At 72.0% G+C, this 18,121-nt stretch carries 15 protein-coding genes; 5 read left to right on the plus strand and 10 right to left on the minus strand.

The genetic code is table 11. The annotated features are described in order from the left end of the window. Positions 1 to 3: 3 nt before the first annotated feature. A complete protein-coding gene (locus AC0AIB_RS08350; RefSeq protein WP_328348641.1) occupies positions 4 to 930 on the minus strand; it encodes an NAD-dependent epimerase/dehydratase family protein in 927 nt (308 codons plus the stop codon). Next, positions 927 to 1,751, minus strand: a complete 825-nt coding sequence (locus tag AC0AIB_RS08355; protein WP_328348642.1) for a sugar transferase — start codon at positions 1,749 to 1,751, stop codon at positions 927 to 929. The genes AC0AIB_RS08350 and AC0AIB_RS08355 overlap by 4 nt, the downstream gene beginning before the upstream one ends. Positions 1,752 to 1,972: 221 nt before the next feature. Here AC0AIB_RS08355 and AC0AIB_RS08360 point away from each other — a divergent pair, with 221 nt between their 5' ends. From AC0AIB_RS08360 to AC0AIB_RS08370, 3 genes are read left to right on the plus strand one after another with little or no spacing between them, the layout of a single operon-like run. Next, positions 1,973 to 3,016, plus strand: coding sequence for a polysaccharide biosynthesis protein (locus AC0AIB_RS08360; protein ID WP_328348643.1), 1,044 nt, complete (start codon positions 1,973 to 1,975; stop codon positions 3,014 to 3,016). Continuing rightward, complete coding sequence (locus AC0AIB_RS08365) at positions 3,013 to 4,026, plus strand: dTDP-4-dehydrorhamnose reductase family protein (RefSeq protein ID WP_328348644.1); 1,014 nt, start codon at positions 3,013 to 3,015, stop codon at positions 4,024 to 4,026. The genes AC0AIB_RS08360 and AC0AIB_RS08365 overlap by 4 nt, the downstream gene beginning before the upstream one ends. Positions 4,027 to 4,081: 55 nt before the next feature. Next, the gene (locus AC0AIB_RS08370) at positions 4,082 to 5,539 is read left to right on the plus strand and encodes an O-antigen ligase family protein (RefSeq protein WP_328348645.1); all 1,458 of its coding nucleotides are present in this window, start codon (positions 4,082 to 4,084) and stop codon (positions 5,537 to 5,539) included. A gap of 82 nt (positions 5,540 to 5,621) precedes the next feature. Here the strand turns inward: AC0AIB_RS08370 and AC0AIB_RS08375 are convergent, their stop codons facing one another. The 4 genes from AC0AIB_RS08375 to AC0AIB_RS08390 form a co-directional block, all read right to left on the minus strand. Next, positions 5,622 to 6,875: a glycosyltransferase gene (locus AC0AIB_RS08375; protein ID WP_328348646.1), complete on the minus strand. Its 1,254-nt coding sequence runs from the start codon at positions 6,873 to 6,875 to the stop codon at positions 5,622 to 5,624. Positions 6,876 to 6,880: 5 nt separating this feature from the next. Next, a complete protein-coding gene (locus tag AC0AIB_RS08380) occupies positions 6,881 to 8,083 on the minus strand; it encodes a glycosyltransferase (protein WP_328348647.1) in 1,203 nt (400 codons plus the stop codon). After that, the gene (locus tag AC0AIB_RS08385; RefSeq protein ID WP_328348648.1) at positions 8,068 to 9,396 is read right to left on the minus strand and encodes a lipopolysaccharide biosynthesis protein; all 1,329 of its coding nucleotides are present in this window, start codon (positions 9,394 to 9,396) and stop codon (positions 8,068 to 8,070) included. The genes AC0AIB_RS08380 and AC0AIB_RS08385 overlap by 16 nt, the downstream gene beginning before the upstream one ends. Before the next feature lie 248 nt (positions 9,397 to 9,644). Continuing rightward, on the minus strand, positions 9,645 to 10,601 hold the full coding sequence (locus AC0AIB_RS08390; protein ID WP_465096352.1) for an NAD-dependent epimerase/dehydratase family protein: 957 nt from the start codon (positions 10,599 to 10,601) through the stop codon (positions 9,645 to 9,647). A gap of 238 nt (positions 10,602 to 10,839) precedes the next feature. On the opposite strand from AC0AIB_RS08390, the gene AC0AIB_RS08395 reads away from it, so the two are divergent. Further along, positions 10,840 to 12,870, plus strand: a complete 2,031-nt coding sequence (locus AC0AIB_RS08395) for a hypothetical protein (RefSeq protein ID WP_465096353.1) — start codon at positions 10,840 to 10,842, stop codon at positions 12,868 to 12,870. A 35-nt stretch (positions 12,871 to 12,905) separates the two neighbouring features. On the opposite strand, the gene AC0AIB_RS08400 is transcribed toward AC0AIB_RS08395, so the two are convergent. Together AC0AIB_RS08400 and AC0AIB_RS08405 are read right to left on the minus strand one after the other, a co-directional pair. Next, positions 12,906 to 13,424: an acyltransferase gene (locus AC0AIB_RS08400; RefSeq protein WP_465096354.1), complete on the minus strand. Its 519-nt coding sequence runs from the start codon at positions 13,422 to 13,424 to the stop codon at positions 12,906 to 12,908. A gap of 140 nt (positions 13,425 to 13,564) precedes the next feature. Beyond that, entirely contained in the window at positions 13,565 to 14,794 is a 1,230-nt protein-coding gene (locus tag AC0AIB_RS08405; RefSeq protein ID WP_465096355.1) for a glycosyltransferase family 4 protein, read from the minus strand. 179 nt (positions 14,795 to 14,973) lie between these two features. Between AC0AIB_RS08405 and AC0AIB_RS08410 the strand changes: the two genes are divergently transcribed. Beyond that, positions 14,974 to 15,747: a NeuD/PglB/VioB family sugar acetyltransferase gene (locus AC0AIB_RS08410; RefSeq protein WP_328348653.1), complete on the plus strand. Its 774-nt coding sequence runs from the start codon at positions 14,974 to 14,976 to the stop codon at positions 15,745 to 15,747. Here AC0AIB_RS08410 and wecB read toward each other — a convergent pair. Continuing rightward, positions 15,676 to 16,800, minus strand: coding sequence for a non-hydrolyzing UDP-N-acetylglucosamine 2-epimerase (gene wecB, locus AC0AIB_RS08415; protein ID WP_328348654.1), 1,125 nt, complete (start codon positions 16,798 to 16,800; stop codon positions 15,676 to 15,678). The two genes, AC0AIB_RS08410 and wecB, sit on opposite strands and share 72 nt — an antisense overlap. Positions 16,801 to 16,863: 63 nt before the next feature. Next, positions 16,864 to 18,105, minus strand: a complete 1,242-nt coding sequence (locus tag AC0AIB_RS08420; protein WP_328348655.1) for a glycosyltransferase — start codon at positions 18,103 to 18,105, stop codon at positions 16,864 to 16,866. Positions 18,106 to 18,121 lie beyond the last annotated feature (16 nt).

The following is an 18,121-nucleotide window of genomic DNA, read 5'->3' on the forward strand; positions in this document are numbered from 1 at the left end:
ACCTCACCCCGCCGCCACGCCGGCCACCGGGCGGGTGGGTTGCGCGCCGTCGGCCCCCCACAGGGCGCGCAGCGAGTCGGTCAGGTCGTACGCCGGGGCCCAGCCGAGCACCCGACGGGCACGGTCGAGGTCGGCGCACATCCAGGGCACCGCGGCCGAGCGGGTGGCGTCGGGCGGGAAGGTGCCGGGCCGGATCTGACCGGGGAACCCGGCCACGTCGGCCAGCAGCCGGACGACGTCCCGCGTCGCCACCGCGCGTCCGCTGCCCACGTTGACGACCCGCTCCGTGCCCACGGCGCACCGGGTCGCGGCCAGCACCGCCGCCGCCACGTCCCGCACGTCGACGAGATCCCGGTAGGTGTCGTGCAGACCCAGGGCGAGGTCACCCGCCCCGCCGGCCGCCGCCGCCCGGACCATCGCGGTCACCCGGGCCAGCATGTTGCCCGCCGGCATCCCCGGCCCGACCGGGTTGAAGACCCGCAGCACGATCGTGTCGAGGCGGCCGGCGTCGCCCGCGAGCTGCGCCAGGCGGGTCGCCGCCAGGTGGCTGAGCCCGTACTCGCTCACGGGTGCGGCCGGGTGGTCCTCCCCGACGGCGAGGCCGTACGGCACGACGCCGTACTCCGCCGCCGAGCCGATCCGGATCAACCGGGCCCCGGGTGCGGCGACGGACACCGCCTCGATCAGTTTCGCGGTCGTCACGACGTGCGCCCGCACGAAGTCCAGCCCGGAGCCGACGATCCGGCCCGCCACGCTCACCACCACGTCCGGCCGTTCCCGCGCGACCAGCGCGGTCAACTCGGGCAGCTCCATCCGGACCAGGTCGCACTGCGCGCGGGTGGGCGACCGCAGGACGGTGTGCCCGGCCAGCACGGCACCGATGTGGCGGCCCAGGAAGCCACCGGCGCCCAGCAGCAGCACCCGGTTCATCGGCGGTACGCGGCGTCCCGGTCGTCGACCGACGACGCAGCTGGCGGGTCGTCGACCGACGACGACGCAGCCGACCGGCCGGCGACCGACGACGCAGCCGGCCGGTCACCGGCCGACGACGGCGCGGGCGGCTGGTCGTTGCCGGTGAACTCGTGCCAGGTGGCCGCGCCGGGAGCCGAGATGCCCTCCCGGCTGAGCACCACCCGGACGGTGGTCAGCAGGATCTTCAGGTCCAGCAGGAAGGACCGCCGGTCGACGTAGTCGATGTCGTAGCCGAACTTCGCCTCCCAACTCAGGGAGTTGCGTCCGCGTACCTGGGCGAGCCCGGTGATGCCCGGCCGCACCTCGTGCCGGCGGGCCTGCTCGGCGTTGTAGAGGGCGAGGTACCGCACCAGGTGCGGACGGGGACCGACCACGCTCATCTCGCCGCGCAGCACGTTCCAGAACTCCGGCAGCTCGTCGAGGCTGCTCGCCCGCAGCCAGCGGCCCACCCGGGTGAGGCGCTGGGCGTCGGTCACCAGCCCCCGCACCGGGTCGGGATGGCGCATGGTGCGGAACTTCACCACCTCGAACAACTCGCCGTGCAGGCCGGGCCGGGTGTGCCGGAACAGCACCGGCCGCCCGTGCGTCACCAGCACGACCAGGGCGACGAGGGCCAGCAGGGGTGCGCCGACGGTCAGCACGACGAGGGCACCGAGCACGTCGAGGAGCCGCTTCCAGCGATCGTACGGTCGCCGGGTCGTCGGGGCGGCTCCCCGTCCGGCCGCTGGGCCGTGGGCACCGGCGCGCGGCTGCGCCGCGGGGACAGCAACTTTGGGCATGGAACACACCTATCACCATTGCGGCGGACGACCCGCGCTTTCACATTCGCCACCCCGGGCGGGTCGGCAATGGCGCGCGCAACGCACCCGGCAAACGTGAAACGTGACTGCTCCTCCCTTTACCGGAAGCGCGCCCGGTCTCGTTATGGCAACAGTATGGTCACCATTGACGAGATCGCGATTCCCGAGGATGGTCCGCCGGGATACAGGCAGGAGGAGATATGCTTTCCTCGCTTTCGGACAGGCGTTTCCTGATCACCGGTGGCACCGGGTCGTTCGGCCAGACAATGGTCTCCCGACTGCTCGACGCCGGTGCCGCCGAGGTGCGGGTCCTCAGCCGTGACGAGTCGAAACAGGACGCGATGCGGCACCGCCTCGGCAATGACCGGGTCCGCTACTACATCGGCGACGTCCGGGACTACGACAGTGTGCTCAAGGCCGCCCGGGGCATGGAGTTCGTCTTCCACGCCGCGGCCCTCAAGCAGGTGCCCTCCTGCGAGTTCTTCCCCCTCGAGGCGGTCCGCACCAATGTGCTCGGCAGCGCCAACGTGGTGGACGCCTGCGAGCGGGTCGGCGTGGAGACGCTGGTCCTGCTGAGCACCGACAAGGCCGTCTATCCGGTCAACGCGATGGGCATGACCAAGGCGTTGATGGAAAAGGTGGCGCAGGCGCACTCCCGCAACAACGCGGCGGCCCGGACCCGGGTCTGCTGTGTGCGCTACGGCAATGTGATGTACTCGCGCGGCTCGGTGATTCCACTGTTCATCGACCAGATCCTGCGCGGGGGGCTGCCGACGGTCACCGAGCCGACGATGACCCGTTTCCTGATGTCGCTGCCCGAGTCGGTCGAGCTGGTGGAACACGCGTTCGCGTTCGGCCAGCCGGGGGACGTCTTCATCCGCAAGGCCGACGCCTGCACCATCGGCGACCTGGCCACGGCACTGTGCAACCTGTTCGGGGTGCCGGCGAAGTTCAACGTGCTCGGCATCCGGCACGGTGAGAAGCTCTACGAGACCCTGGCCAGCCGGGAGGAACTCGCGTTCGCCGAGGATCTCGGCGACTTCCTCCGGGTGCCGGTGGACAGCCGTGACCTCAACTACTCCCTCTACTTCGAGGAGGGCGACGTCGAGCACGGTGGCCTCGCCGACTTCCACTCGCACAACGCCCGCCGGCTGTCCGTACCGGAGATCGAGTCGTTGTTGATGACGCTGCCGGAGGTACGCGCGCAGGTCCAGGCCGCCGCGGCGGCCGTGGTGACGACATGAGCACGGCCGCCGACACCGGCCGACCCGACCGGGTGCCCCGGCGGCGCAGCGACCACCAGGCCGACCAACGGGGCGACCACCAGGCCGACCAACGCCCGGCACGCCGGGTTCTCGTCGTCGGCGTCACCGGCATGCTCGGCCACGCCGTGCTGCGCGAACTCGACGACGACCCGGAGCTCGACGTCCACGGTCTCGCCCGCACCATCGACGACCGGGCCGGGTGGTTCCCCCGGCAGCTGCTCGCCCGCATCGTCCCGGCCGTCGACGTGACCCGGTTCGACCACGTCCGGCGACTCGTGGACGAGCTGCGACCGGACGTCGTCGTCAACTGTGTCGGCGTCATCAAGCAGCGGCCGGACGTACAGGACGCGGTGCCCACGGTCACCCTCAACGCCCTCTTCCCCCACCTGCTGGCCGACGCCTGCGCGCAGGTCGGCGGCCGGCTCGTGCACGTCAGCACCGACTGCGTGTTCTCCGGCCGCCGGGGCGGTTACGTGGAGGACGACCTGCCCGACCCGCCCGACCTCTACGGTCGGTCCAAGCTGCTGGGCGAGGCGACAGGGGTCGCGGCGCTCACCCTGCGCACCTCGATCGTCGGGCACGAGCTGACCACGAACCGTTCCCTGGTGGACTGGTTCCTCTCCCAACGCGGTCAGGTACGCGGTTTCACCAGGGCCATCTACAGCGGGGTGACGACCGTGGAGTTCGCCCGGTTGCTGCGCACGGTGGTCCTGCCCCGGGCGGAGCTGACCGGCCTCTACCACGTCGCCGCCGCACCGATCTCGAAGTACGACCTGCTCCGACTGGTCGCCGAGGTGTACGGGTGGTCCGGTGAACTGGTGCCGGACGACGAGTTCACCTGCGACCGGTCGATGCACGCGGACGCCCTCGCCCAGGTCACCGGCTACCGTCCGCCGAGCTGGCCGGACATGATCGCGGCGATGCACGCCGCCCGGGCCCGCTGGGCGCTCGACCAGGCCCGGCCGGGCCTCGCGGGCGTGTCGGGCTGACGGACCAAACGACCACCGCCGGCACCGCCGGCCTGCTGGAGTCAAAGGACATCACGTGGGGAACCGAGTGGGTCAACTGTGCCTGATCGTCGGGGCGGTCGTCGTCGCGGTGGTCACCACCGTCGCGAGCGTCAACCTCCCGCTGGTCGCGGTCGCGTCGGTGGCGTTGCTACTGCTCGCGCTGTTCGCGCTCGCGCAGCAGGTGGACGGCTGGCGGTGGCTGCTGGGCCTGACCATGGCGCTCCTGGTCTGCGCCTCGTCCAAGGTGCCGACCCTGGTGGAGGCGAGCTTCTATCCCCGGTACGCGGCGGTCGGCGCCCTGATCGTCTGGGCGCTGCGCACCCCGGGTGCGACGATGGTCCGGCTCGACCCGTGGACCCGTCTGCTGATCGGCGCGCTCTGGGCGATGGCGGGTCTCGCCACGCTGAGCTTCACCTGGTCGGTGGTGCCGCTGGAGACCCTCCAACGCGGTGTCGCGCTGCTCCTGCTGGCCGCGCTGGTGCACGTTCTGATCCGCTGCCGGTGGTCGGACCGGGCGGTCATGCTGGCCGACCTGCGCGTGGTCTACCTGGTCCTCAGCGGCTCCGCCCTGATCAGCCTCGGCCTCGGGCTCGCCGACGGCACACTCGTCGCCGCGCTGTCGCAGACCGAACGGTTCGAGGGGCTCTACAACAACCCCAACATGCTCAGCATCGTCTGTGCCCTGACCACCCCGCTGGGCTGGGCGGTCTACCGGCAGTCCCGGCGGCGGCTGGAACTGCTCGGCATGGTGCCGGCCGCTGCCGGCCTGCTGCTCTCCCAGTCCCGCACCGGGTTGATCGCCGTGCTCGTCGGCGCCCTCTGGGTCGTGCTGCGGCACGGGCTGGGCCGGATGGTCCGCCTCGCCGCCGGGCTGGCCGCGGGGCTCCTGGTGGCCTACCTGTTCAATCTGCTGCCGATCATCTTCGCGGGCCCGTGGATGCGGCAGTTCGTGCTGCGCTTCACCGACCCCACCGGCGGCGACCTGTCCAACGGCCGCACGGAGATGTGGCAGGCGACGGTCGACCTGTGGTGGCAGAACCGCCCCGCCCTGGGCTTCGGGTACGCGTCCCGCAACCACCTGTTCGCCCTCGCCAGTCTCGACGAGTCCTTCGGGACCGGGGTGAGCGTGGTGCACAACAGCTATCTGCAACTGCTGCTGGAGTTGGGGCTCACCGCCGTGGCACCGCTGGCGCTGCTGCTGCTGGCCGTCGGGCGGGTCGCGCTGCGGGCACCGGTCCGCCGGGCCGACTCGGGTCTGGTCTGGCTCGTCGTCACCGGCCTGCTGATCCAGATCACCGAGTCGGCCATCTTCGGCACCGGGCAGACCTACCCGTACGTGTTCTGGCTCGTGACCGCCGGTGTGCAGCGGCACCTGCCCGCTGCCCTGACCGACGCGGACAGCGTCGAGCCGTCCCCCTCGCAAGCCCACCCGCAACGGGTCCCCGGCCCGGTGGACGCCGTGCCGCACCTGCCGGTTCCGGCGCTGCGCTGAGGTCACGCAACGGTGCTGGGCTGAGATCACACGACGGTGGGCGTCCCGGTCGGGACGCCCACCACCTGTCAGACCCTCCGGGTCAGCCCCGGTCGTCGGCCGCCACGAAGGCGCTGACCCGGTCCCGCCAGGCCCGGTGGTCGAACGACTCGCGGGCCCTCGACCGGGCCGCCCGGCTCATCGCCGTCCACTCCTGGTCGGATAGCCGTAGCGCCCGTTCGATCGCCCACCGCACGTCGTCCGGGCCGTTGTCGTCGAGCACCAGCCCCTCGACGCCGTCGTGCACGTAGGCGGCCAGGTCGCTGGTGTGGTTGAGCAGCACCGGGCAGCCGGCGGCGAGACTCTCCGGCACCTTGGACGGGAAGCCGTTGGCCGCGTAGCCACCGGTGGGGCGGACCAGCATCGAGAAGTGCGACTCCGCGAGCAGCGTCAGCACGGTGGCGCGGGGGACCCGACCCAGGAACCGCACCTCGGCGCGGAGGCCGTCGAGTACCGAGACGTCCAGATCCGAGTGGGCGGCGGCGTCCTCACGGGTGACCCCGGCGATGGTGAGGCTGACCCGCCGCTGTTGGTCCGGGCCGAGTCGGCTGATCCCGCGCACGATCACGTCCAGCATGTCCTTGCGGCCGGGGGTGCCGGCATAGAGCAGGCGCAGGCCGGTGGAGAGCGCGGGCGGCTGCCCGGCCCGGAAGTCGTCGCAGTCCACCTGCGGCGGCACCACCAGCACCTCCAGCCCGTGCGCCGCAAGGTAGCCGGCCAGCGTGGTGGAGACCGCCGTAGCGCGACCGACGAGCCGGGTGGCCAGGAACGTCGACCAGCGGTGCCGGACGAAGTACGGGGTCAGCCAGCCGTGCCGGAACTGCCGCCGGTCGTGCCGCTCGCTGGCGTCCACCACCACCGGGCAGCGCAGCGCCAGGCGCAACACGGTCCAGTTGCCGAGGGTCATCAGCGCCATCGGCAGCAGCACCACGCTCACGTCGCCACGGCGTACCCCCTGCCGGCGGGTGGCCCGCAGCACCCGGACCGGGCGGGCCAGCCGGGCCGGCAGCCGGGTGAGCCGGTGCAGACCACGGATCCGCAGGGTGACCAGGTCGATGCCGGCCGCGCCGGGCGGCCGGATCGGGAAGGTGACCTCGCACGGCCAGTCGTTGACGACAAGCGTGCGGCTGCCCTCGGGGGCGGCGGACCGGGCGAGTTGCAGCAGGCGGTTGGAGGTGGCGTCCCCGTGCGGGAAGGCGTACGCGCCGATGAGCAGCGGACGGGGCCGGTCGGACCGCCCGGTCGATGCGCCGTCCGGCCGTGGCTCCCGGCCGACGACCATTGTCTGATCGGTCATCTCGCTCACCGTCCCGAGCCGACCGGTGGTCGGCTGCTCTCTCGTGGCACCCGGTCCGGCCCCGGGCGGGCCGCCGCCCACCGTCGGTAGATCTCCAGGTGGATGGCGGTCGCCCGGTCAATGGCGAAGACGCTGTGGACGAACCGGTCGGCGGCCACCGCAGGGGCGGTCGACGCGGTGAATGCCGCCGCCCGGTCCACCGCCCGCGCCCACACCTGCGCCGGAGCGTCGACATCGACGATGGTCACGCCGGGTAGCCGCTCGCTGATGAAGCGCACCCCCGGCAGGTCGGCGGCCACCGTGCCGACGCCCAACGCGACGGGTTCCAGCACTCCCCCGGGCAGCCCTTCCAGGCAGGAGGGGTGGACGACGACATCGGCCTGCCGCAACAGCCCGCCCACGTCCTCGCGCGGGCCCAGCAGGTGCACCCGGTCGCCGAGCCCGGCGGCAGCCGCCGCCGCCCGGACGCGGTCGTCGTCCGCCCGGTCGCCCGGCCCGACGAGCACGGCGTGCGCGGACACGCCCCGGTCCCGCAGTGCCGCCAGGATCGGCGGCAGCAGCCAGCGGCGCTTCTCGGGCGAGGCCCGGCCCACGGTCACGCAGACCAGGTCGCCCGGTCCCGCGCCGATCAGGGTCCGGAGGTCGTCGGGGCTGGGCCGGCGGAGCCGGTCGAGGTCGAGTCCGTTGAGCACCACCTGGCAGCGGGGGTCGGCACGCCAGCCCGGATGGTAGCCGAACGTCAGCGAGCTGGGCGAGACGCCGAGGATGTCGGTGGCGGAGATCCCCAGCAGCCGCCCACAGATCCACCGGTGGATCCGTCGGCGGAGGGTGCGGTGCTGATTGTCGTCCCCCCGGAAGTGCGCGACCCGTCCGGGCACGCCGCGCAGCGCGCCGAGCGCGAGCGGCACGCCGGAGAAGTTGGCACAGTCGGCGTGCACCACGTCCGGGCGCAACTGCCCGAGCAGGCGCACGAATCGGACGGGGAAGCGCAGGTCCAGCGGCATCGCCGTGACGGTGCCGCCGTGCCGGGTGACCATGTCGGCCAGCGGCCCCGGTCCGACCGCGTCGCTGAGGGTCACCAGGTGCAGCTCGGTGCCGGCGGCGGCGAGCCGGGGCAGCAGTTCGGCCGTACGCATCTCGGTGCCGCCGAAGTTCAGCTCGCCGACGACCCGCAGCACCCGGACCCGGCCGGTCACGACGGCCCGCACCGGGCGAGGGCCCGCCGGTATCCCACCAGCGCCGCCGGCACCATGGTGAGCAGGTACGCGACGCAGGCCGCCCCGGGCAGGCCGGCCAGGCCGAACTGCCGCAGCCCCCAGACCTTGAGCACGGTCGCCAGCACCAGGAACGACGCCCAACCGACGAACTGCGGCCGGAGCAGGCCGATGCTGTTCTGCACCATGAGCAACGGGGAGGTGACCGCCACCAGCAGGGACCAGCCCGCCAGCCCGACGAGGACCGGGAGCCGGATGGTCGACCGGTCGACGGTGCCGACCCAGAGTTCGATCAGCCGGTGGCCGTAGCCGACCAGCAGCAGCCCGACCGCTCCCACGATCACGCCGTAGAGCGCCACCATGCGCCGGGTGTTGCGGCGTACCCAGGCCACCTCGCCCCGCGCCAGGGCGGCGCCGTTGACCGGCCAGACCGTCATGCCCACCAGTCCGACGAAGATCCACAGGACCCCGAACAGCTTTCCCACGACCGCGTAGTGCGCCGCCACCGTCAGTCCCAGGACGTTCGCGACCAGTGGGTTGTCCACGTTCAGCGCGATCGACGACATCATGGTGAGCGCGAAGAACTGCAGGCCCAGCCGGAGCAGGCGGACGACGGTCTCCCGGTGCACGAGTCGCGGCGTCGGCCGGTCGGCGGGCCCGGCGGACCAGAAGTAGGTCACCGTGTTGAGCAGGTTGGTCACCGGCACGGCCAGCACCGCGCCGCCGACGACCACCAACGGTCCCCAGTCGGCGGCGATGGCGACCAGCACGACGACCATGGCAGCCAGCGCACCGGCCGACTGCCACACGTTGCTCTGCACCATCTGGCCGCGGGCGTACTGGATCCGCTGGATCAGCGAGAGCGGGATGTTGACCGCGAAGGCACCGAAGCAGATCAGGACCAGGGTGGTGGTCTGCACGGCCACGGTCGGGTCACGGACGGCGAACAGGTCCACCCAGGGCACCACCGGGGTGACCACCACGAGTGCCGCCAGCAGCAGCACCGCGACCACGCCGAGGGTGGCGAAGGCCCCGGAGATCTCCCGGGCCTGTTGTCGGGGGTCGTCGGCCAGTTGACCGAGCCGGGTGAGCAGCCCGTTGCCCAGCCCCAGATCGGCGAACCAGGCCATCCCGGTGAGCGCGGTGATCGCCATCCACAGGCCGTACCGCTGGTCGCCGAGATACCGGAAACAGACGGGCGTGATGACCAGTGGTGCGGCCAAGCCGATCCCCTTGGCCACCATCGCGGTGGCGATGCCGACCGTGACCGTGCGGTCCCGACCGGGCCCCGACGGCGGGCCGGACACCGATGCCGCATCGGACGTCGGGACCGGGGAGGCGACCGTCGTACCGACCGGCGGCGCGGCAACGACCGTCGCCCCGCCAGCTGTGAGCCCGGCAGGGATCGACCCGGCAACCGGCGGCCCGGTGCCGACCGGCCCGGCAGTAGGCGACCCCGCAGCGACCCCGGCAGCAGGCGGCCCGGCAGCGACCGGCCCGGCAGTAGGGAGCCCGGCGGCGACCGTCTCGGCGGAGGCCTGGCCCACGGCCCGGGTCACCGGAGGGGGGCGGGGGCGACGCCCAGCCGCGCGGCCATCCACTCGCCGGTCGCCCGCAGCCCCTGCGCCCGGGCGACCGGCGTGACGTCCGGGAACAGTTGCCGCAGGGTGGTGTTGTCCGCCAGCGAGTGTGGGACGTCACCGGTGCGCGGTGGCGTGTGTTCCCGGTCGATCGGCCGCCCGAACAGCTCCTCCAACTCGTCGAGCACCTGGAGCAGACTGGCCCGCGCCCCGAAGGCGAGGTTGACCGGATGCGGGTGGTGCACCCGGCGGCGGAGCGCGTCGAGGATGACCTCGCAGACCGTGCCGACGTAGGTGAAGTCGCGGGACTGGGTGCCGTCGCCGTGCACCACCACCGGCTCGCCGCGCAGTGCGGCGTGGGTGAACCGGGGGATGACGGCCGCGTACGCGTGGTCGTGCCGCTGCCCGGGACCGTAGACGTTGAAGAACCGGAAGGCCAGTGTGGGCAGCCCGAACGACGCCTGGTGCGCCAGGGCGTACGCCTCGGTGGCGAGCTTGCTGGCCGCGTAGGGGCTCATCGGACGGGTCCAGGTCAGCTCCGCCTTGGGCAACGCCGGGTTCATGCCGTACACCGACGAGGAGGAGGCGACGAGCACGTGCCCGACGTCGTGCCGGCGGGCCGCCTCCAGCACCATCAACGTGCCGGTGGCGTTCGCGTGGTGGGAGGCCAGCGGATCGCGCAGCGAGCGGGGCACGCTGGGCAGGGCGGCCAGGTGGACCACCGCCTCCCGGCCCGCCATCGCCGTGTCCAGGGCGGCCGGGTCCAGGATCGACCCCTCGACGAGATCGACGTCCAGCCCGTCGAGGTTGCCGCGCAGCCCGACCGAGAGGTCGTCCAGGACGCTGACCTCCTTGACGGCCGGCTCGCACAGGGCGGCGCGGGCCAGGTTGGCGCCGATGAAACCGGCCCCCCCAGTGATCAGAATGCGCATGAACAACCCCCCGGATACGCACGTCACCTGTTCATCGAGCAGGTGTTCAGCACATTACGGCAGAAACGGGCACCTCATCCCATTAAGGACAAAGTTCGCAGTTGTCCATCGCGGCGGCCCGGCCGGGGTCCACCGAACGGCCGGTGGTGCTGTCCGGGAGCCGACCGACAACCGCCGCCAGCTGCGCAAACGCGCACAGTGACAGCATCGTCGCAGGTCAACACCGGAGGTGTGGAGGATGGCTGAGCTGATCGTCTACCGGTCCAACGCCCTGATGTCCGTCAGATCGCGGATCGACGCCACCCGGGACGTGGTCATGCCGGTCAACCTGGCGTACGCGGAGAGCATGGTCGGCCTGTGGCACTCCGGCCTGCCCCAGGTGAGCCTCGTGCCCTCGACCGCGACCGACGCCCAGGTGTGGCCCGTCATGTCCGCCGTCGGCACCAGGATCCACGACACCTCGGACGACAACTGCCCGATCAACACCGGCTGGTCGTACGTCGGCGGCAACCACGGCTACAACGTCGGCAACCAGATCGTCGTGACCAACCACGGCAAGACGACCGCCGACGTGGGCTCGCAGTGGAGCGACGGGACCCGCATCTTCACCCTGCTGGCGGTGACCAACGCCAACAGCCTGCTCTTCGGCAACCCGTACACGATCGTGGACGGCATCGCCCAGGGCGCCCGGGTCAGGCCGGCCGCGCCGCTCACCCACGTCTCGGGGGCTACCAACCGGACCACCGTGCCGATCACCGGCCTCACCCCCGACGTGCAGATCCGCCCGGCCACCCACTCCCACACGGTGGCCGTCGAACTCGACGGCCGGCCGGTGCCCGCCGGCCGGTCGACGGGCCAGGAACTGGTGATCCGGGAGTCCTACGTCATCCCCACCTACCAGGGGATGATCGACACGGCCCGGGCGCGGATCGGCACCCCTATCGCCACGATCATGCCGCAACTCCCGTCCCTGTGCCGGATCTCGAACGAATACCGCTGGTCGCCCGGTGGCAGCCTGATCGTCGCGCAGACGGTCACCGCCCTGAGCCGGTTCACCCTCAACGCGGGGGTCACCCAGTGCGGGCCGTTGACCCCGGTGGCCGGCGGCACCCGACGGCAGTTCATGCCGAACGTGGGGGTGGCCGGCGGCCTGAACTGGTCCGTCTGGGCGAACATCGACACCCTGACGGCGCTCACCGACTTCACCCCGGCGACGCTGCGGAACCGGCTGATGCCGGCGAGCAGCATGACCCAGTGGGTGGTCAGCGGCGGGGGTGTCCAACAGTGGGGCATCGCCGTCGGGCTGCTGCCGGTCGCGGACGGAGAGCCCGAGATCCGGGTCCGGTACACCACGGCCAAGGGCTGGTTCATCAGCTCCAGCCTCAAGAAGAACTACCCGCAACTGGTCTGGGGCCGCACCCTGGCCGCCGGCGACTCGGTGACCGGCACCGCCTACCGCCGCTACCTGGCGCCGCCGTCGACCGCCACCGAGATCGCGGTGTCCGCCGACGGCCAGGACTTCGTGGTGATCGAACGGGTCGGCACCGTGGCGCAGGCCGAGATGGCGGCGCCGCAACTGTTCCACCGGCTGCTGGTCCCGGTCGGCCCGACGAACCTCGACGTGCCGGACCGGGTCACCGTCGACGGCATCCCGTACGCCGTGCCGGTCTCCCCCGGGTACGGGACGTGGCGCGCGGAACCCGACCGGGCCGCATCGGGACCGCTACCGGGGGCGACCGGGCCCCGGGGCAGTTACTTCCTCGTCCGGTCCGGCCCGACGCTGAGCCGCACCTGCACCGGCACCTACCAACGGCTCCTGCTGCACCCGGTCTTCCTGGCCGAACCGACCCCGGTCGACCGGGCCTGTGTGGAGGTCACCGTGGCCGGCACCGGCGTCCTGCGGCACGGCGTGTACGCCCACGATCCGGCCACCGGACGTCCCGCCGTCCTCGGCCCGATCGCCGACTTCGGCACCGTCGCCGTCACCTCGGTCGGGGTGCAGGAGTCCGTGCTGGGCGCTCCCGTGGTGCTGCCCGCCGGCTGGCACTGGTACGCGCACGTCTGGCAGGCCAGCGGCACCACGCCGCCCGCCGTACGGGCCAGTGGCGTCGGCGCCGTCACCACGCTGAACCTCGGTGCCGGCGCGGCGGCGATGACCGGGGACCGGTTCGGCTACGAGGTGACCGGGGTGACCGGGGCGCTGGGGGCGATCACGATCAGCGGGGTACACCAGTTCCCCCCGCCGCAGGTGGCGTACCGGCGGGCCTGACCGGGTGGCCCGTGCCCCGGCGGGACCGGCGGGCGTCAGCCGGTGGTGACGCCGTAGATCCGCTTCATCGCCGCGTGTTTGGCCGGGACGGGCAGGTGCCCGATGCCCAGCGACTTGGCCCGCAGCCGTTCGAGGTACTCGTCGGTCGTGCGCACCGGCCGCGCCGGGACCCCGGCCGCCACGGTGTTGTCCGGGATGTCCCGGGTGACGATCGAACCGGCCCCGATGACGCACCGGTTTCCGATGGTGACGCCGGCCAGGATCATCGCACGCATGCCGATGTAGACGTCGTCGCCGATGGTGATCGGCGCGGTCCAGTCGAGGTCGGGGTGGTCCTTGCGCAGGATCAACGTGCCACCGTCGTGCGTGACGAACTGCACCTCGGAGGTGATGAAGACGTTATCGCCGATGGTGATCAGCCACGGCTCCGAACCGAACATCGCCCGGTTGACCCCGTAGAACCTGACCCGACCGGTCAGGTTGACCCCCAGGGACCGGACGAACGCCTCAGGATCACGGGATGCGGCCAGGTGGTCCCGCACTCGCCGGACCATCGTACGAACGCGACTTGGCACTGGGCTGTCCTTCATCGCAGGGTGCAGGGCTATGGACGACCGGACCCGCGTACCTGGATCCGGTCATTGAGCCAACGAGCCGGATCCGACCACGGTGACGCAGTTCCCGCGCGAACGGATCAGCGACAGAACCGGCGGGCGTGCTCCAGCACATTGGGTTCCCGGTTCCGCTGCCGCCAACGCCGGTACCGCCGCCCGGCGGTCCCCTTCGCCTCGGCCCGTTCCCCGGCCGACCGGTCGGCGAGCAGGTCGAGGACCCGGCTGAGGCCGGCCGCCGTCGCCGGCCGGACCACCACCCCGCCGGTGTCGACGATCAGCTTGCTGAACGGCGTGTTGTCCGAACAGATGACCGGGCAGCCGGAGGCCAGGCTCTCCAGGATCACGTGGCCGAAGTTCTCGCCGAGGGTGGGGAAGAGGAAGGCGTCGTACCGGCTGAAGGTCGGCATGACGTCCGCCGCCGCGAGTTCGCCGAGGTAACGGACCCGGACGTGACCGGGCATGGCCGCGATGATCTGTTGGCAGCGCGACCAGTAGGGCGCGTCCTCCGGCGGGCCGAAGATGTCGAACTCCACCGGCCGGGTGGTCCCGGCCACCGCCTCCAGCGCCATGGACAGGTTCTTCATCGGCGAGATCCGGCCGACGAAGACCAACCGCAGCGGCCCGTCGTGTGCGACTACCGGTGGAGCCGGATGCTCCGGGATCGGGCTCTCGTTGCCGTTCACCATCACCTGCGCCCACGGCAGGTTCGCCCGGATCTGCTTCTCCTCCAGCTCACTGCACGCCTGCCAGCGCACCCGCAGCCAGCGCAGCAGCGGTGCCCACAGCGCCAGGAAGAGCCGCTTCTTGAGGGCCCGGATCGCGAGGGCGCCGGGCGACAACTCGCCGCGCGGGGCGACCAGGATGGCCCCGACGCGCACCAGACGCAGCGCCACCGCCAGGATCGACACCACCGAGAACGGCGACCAGATGCTGTTGACGTAGAGCAGGTCGATCGGGCGGGAGCGGACATGCCGGATCAGTCGGACCCAGTGCCGCGGTGCCCGCGGGTCCAGATAGAACACGGCGGAGCGGTCGTCGCGCCGCAGCAACCGTCCGGACAGCCCGGGGTAGGGTGCTGGCGAGTGGAGATCCCGGTCCCGGGTGATCAGGGTGACGTCGAGGTCCCCCGGCAGGGTGTCCAGGATGAACCGCAGGGAACGGATCGGGCCACCACCACGGAAGCCCGGTTCGAACACACCTGCGGTCGCGACCACCCGGTAGTTGCCCGTGGTCCCGGCGGGCCGGACCGCCCGCTTCGGCGACGTCGCAGCGGCGTCGTCGCGGGGGCGGGTTCTTGTCAGCTTCACCATCGGGCCCACCTTCACCGTGCCGTCCGCGGATCGGCACTCCACCTGAGTATCGGGAACGCAATGACAGCGAGGAGGGCGTCGGAAGCCGTCGGGCGCGGCCCGTACCGGATGCCCTCGCGACCTACGGACACCGGCCACCGCTGCCCTGCCGGCGCGGTCGGTGCCGCGGGGGGGTCCGGATGACGGAGAGCGACAGGCGTTCTCCGTGGCCGAAGGAGCAGCGGTTGACTACCGACGTGGTAATCGTAGGTGTGGGCGGGATGGGCCGTGAGATATACGGCGTAATTCGACTGCTGAACGCCCGGCCGGTCGACGGGACCGGATGGCGGGTGCTCGGCTTCGTCGACGACCACCCCACCGAGCCCAACGTGGAACTCGTGCGACGGCTCGGTGTCCCCTTCCTCGGGCCGACCCGCTGGCTGGCCGGACAGCCGTCCACCACCCGGGTGGCGCTGGGCGTGGGACACCCCCGGCTGCGTCGCGAGACCGACCAGGTCCTCGCCCGGTACGGGCTGCCCGCCGCCACAGTGGTGCATCCGGCTGCGGAGATCGGCCCGGACTGCGTCTTCCGGGAGGGCCTGTTCGCGGCGGGCGGTGCCAGGGTGACGACGAACGTGGTGCTGGGCCGGCATGTGCACCTCAATCAGAACTGCACCGTGGGCCACGACGCGGTCCTCGGCGACCATGTCTCGGTCAACCCCCTCGCCGCGGTCTCCGGCTACTGCCGGCTGGGTGACGGCGTCATGGTGGGCACCACCGCCGCCGTCCTGCCGAGGCTGACGGTCGGCCGGGACGCCGTGGTGGGCGCGGGCGCGTGCGTGACCCGGGACGTCCCGGCGGGCGCGGTGGTCACCGGCGTGCCGGCCCGGCCGGTGGACCGGTCAGCGGCGGATGCCCGCCCAGTCGTGGTGCCTGCGCACGGTCGAGAGGATGAAGTCGACCACCCGGCGTGACGTGTCCGGGACCTGGTAGTCGAGCGGGCAGGTGACCGGGCCGGCCGTCACCTGGGCCACCACGACCCGCACCCCCTCCACCACACCGGCCGGGTCCAGACCCGTCATCACGATCGCCCCGCAGTCCAGCGCCTCGGGGCGCTCGATGGACTCGCGCAGGGTCACCGCCGCAAACCCGAGAATCGCCGCCTCCTCGCTGACGGTGCCGCTGTCGGACAGCGTGCACCGGGCGTGCTGTTGCAGGGTGACGTAGTCGAAGAAGCCGAACGGCTCGTGGAAGGTGATGCCGTCCAGGAGCGTGCCGTCGACGGCGAGCGACTCCAGGCGCTTGCGGGTACGCGGGTGGGTGGAGACCAGCAGCGGCAGTCGCCACTCGTCCCGTACGGCGCAGAGGCAGTCCAGCAGCCGGCGGAGTCGGTCCGGGTGGTCGACGTTCTCCTCCCGGTGCGCGCTGACGACGAAGTAGCCGCCCGGTTCGAGTTCGAGCTGCGCCAGGACGGTGGACCGCTCGATCTGCGGGCGGTAGTGGGCGAGCACCTCCCGCATGGGTGAGCCGGTGTGCAGGATCCGGCGGGGATGCAGCCCTTCGGCGAGCAGGTTGCGCCGGGCGTGCTCGGAGTAGACCAGGTTGAAGTCGGCGACATGGTCGACCAACCGGCGGTTGGTCTCCTCCGGGACGTTCAGGTCAAAGCAGCGGTTGCCCGCCTCCATGTGATAGACGGGAACCTTCATCCGTCGCGCCATCAGCGCCGAGATGGCGCTGTTGGTGTCGCCGAGCACCAGCAGCGCGTCCGGACGCAGCTCACCGATCGCCTGCTCGGTGCCGACCAGCACGGCACCGAGCAGGCTGCCGAGCGACCGGGTGTCGGCCCGCAGGAATCGGTCGGGCGGCCGGACGCCCAACTCGGTGAAGAAGATGTCGGACAGCGCGGGATCCCAGTTCTGTCCCGTGTGCACCAGCGTGTGCTCCACGGTCCGGTCCAACGTGTCGATCACCCGGGCCAGCCGGATGATCTCCGGCCTGGTCCCGACGACGGTCATCACCCGGGTCACTGCACGCCTCCTCGTAGTCGATGGTGGGGTTCGGAGCGCCGCCCGGCGGGCGGCGGGTCGGTCTCACGACGATCGGCCCTGTGGAGGCACCCGGCACACCGGGTCGTCGATCGCCTGCCGTGCCTGGTCGAGAACGCTGATCAGCGGCCGGCTGGCCCGCCACCGGCGGTAGGCGTTCCCCGCCGCCACCCGGGCCGCCTGCCGCTGTGCGGGCGAGGCTGCGGCGAGCCGGGTGACCAGCGCGCCCAACGCCGCCGGGGTCAGCTCGGTGAGGACCTGCCCGCCACCGTCGCGCAGCACGGACGTCCACGGTGTCCGGTCCGAGCAGATCACCGGGCAGCACGCCGCCAGGCTCTCCGCGATGGCGTTGCCGAAGTTCTCACCCCGGGTGGGCAGGACGAACGCGTCATACCGGGAGAAGGTCTCGCCTACCTGCTCGGGGCGCAACTCTCCCCGGTAGCTGACCACGGACGGGTCCGGCAGGGCCGCTCGTAGCTGCACGCAGCGCTGCCAGTACTTCGCGTCCTCCAACGGGCCGTAGATGTCGAGCCGCACCCGGGCCCGCACCTGGGCGAGTGCGGCGAGCAGCAGGTCCAGGTTCTTTATCGGTGAGATCCGTCCGATGAAGACCAGTCGCGCGTGGTCGGTCGCCGGCAGTTCGGCCGGCGCGTGACGCGGCTCCGGGCCACTGGCGATCGCGACGACACCGATCCGGGCCCGGGGCAGCGCCCGCCGGATGTCGACGGCCTCCAGCGGCGTGCTGGCGTGCCACAGCACCCTGGGCCCCCGCAGCATCCACCGCCAGCCGGCCAGGAACATCCGCTTACGGGCCCGGTGCAGGCCGAGAGCGGCCACACCGAACTCGCCCCGTGGAGCCACCAGGATGCGATCCACCCGCAACAGGCCGAGCCGGGCCGCGACGATGGGCAGGATCGAGAAGGTCGACCAGACGCTGTTCACGTAGAGCAGGTCGAATCGCACCGGCCGCAGGGAACGCCAGAGCGTCCGCCAGTGCGCCGGGTGTCGGACACCGAGGTAGAAGATGCTCGTCCGGCCACGTCGCACCCAGGTGCCGGAGAGCCCGGAGTAGGGATCGCTGGCGCCGAGGTCGCGGTCCCGGGTCAGCAGGGTCGTCGAGACGTCGGCGCTGGCCGTTGCGAGCACGTCGGAGATGGAGCGGACCGGGCCTCCGGCACGCCAGCCCGGGCTGAAGTAGCTCGCTGTGACCAGGACTCGGAACTTCCCCCTGCCGACACCCGCCGACCGTGTTCTCACGTCCGCCGCGGGGGTGGTGTCGCTGGCCATCCTCGCTCCTCGCTCA

The organism is Micromonospora sp. DSM 43699, assembly GCF_055517075.1.

Excerpts from the sequence above, each read along its gene's own strand:
- AC0AIB_RS08350 (WP_328348641.1), bottom strand. The coding sequence starts at position 930 with ATGAACCGGGTGCTGCTGCTGGGCGCCGGTGGCTTCCTGGGCCGCCAC.
- AC0AIB_RS08355 (WP_328348642.1), bottom strand. The coding sequence starts at position 1,751 with ATGCCCAAAGTTGCTGTCCCCGCGGCGCAGCCGCGCGCCGGTGCCCAC.
- AC0AIB_RS08360 (WP_328348643.1), top strand. The coding sequence starts at position 1,973 with ATGCTTTCCTCGCTTTCGGACAGGCGTTTCCTGATCACCGGTGGCACC.
- AC0AIB_RS08365 (WP_328348644.1), top strand. The coding sequence starts at position 3,013 with ATGAGCACGGCCGCCGACACCGGCCGACCCGACCGGGTGCCCCGGCGG.
- AC0AIB_RS08375 (WP_328348646.1), bottom strand. The coding sequence starts at position 6,875 with ATGACCGATCAGACAATGGTCGTCGGCCGGGAGCCACGGCCGGACGGC.
- AC0AIB_RS08390 (WP_465096352.1), bottom strand. The coding sequence starts at position 10,601 with ATGCGCATTCTGATCACTGGGGGGGCCGGTTTCATCGGCGCCAACCTG.
- AC0AIB_RS08395 (WP_465096353.1), top strand. The coding sequence starts at position 10,840 with ATGGCTGAGCTGATCGTCTACCGGTCCAACGCCCTGATGTCCGTCAGA.
- AC0AIB_RS08400 (WP_465096354.1), bottom strand. The coding sequence starts at position 13,424 with ATGGTCCGGCGAGTGCGGGACCACCTGGCCGCATCCCGTGATCCTGAG.
- AC0AIB_RS08405 (WP_465096355.1), bottom strand. The coding sequence starts at position 14,794 with ATGGTGAAGCTGACAAGAACCCGCCCCCGCGACGACGCCGCTGCGACG.
- AC0AIB_RS08410 (WP_328348653.1), top strand. The coding sequence starts at position 14,974 with ATGACGGAGAGCGACAGGCGTTCTCCGTGGCCGAAGGAGCAGCGGTTG.
- AC0AIB_RS08420 (WP_328348655.1), bottom strand. The coding sequence starts at position 18,105 with ATGGCCAGCGACACCACCCCCGCGGCGGACGTGAGAACACGGTCGGCG.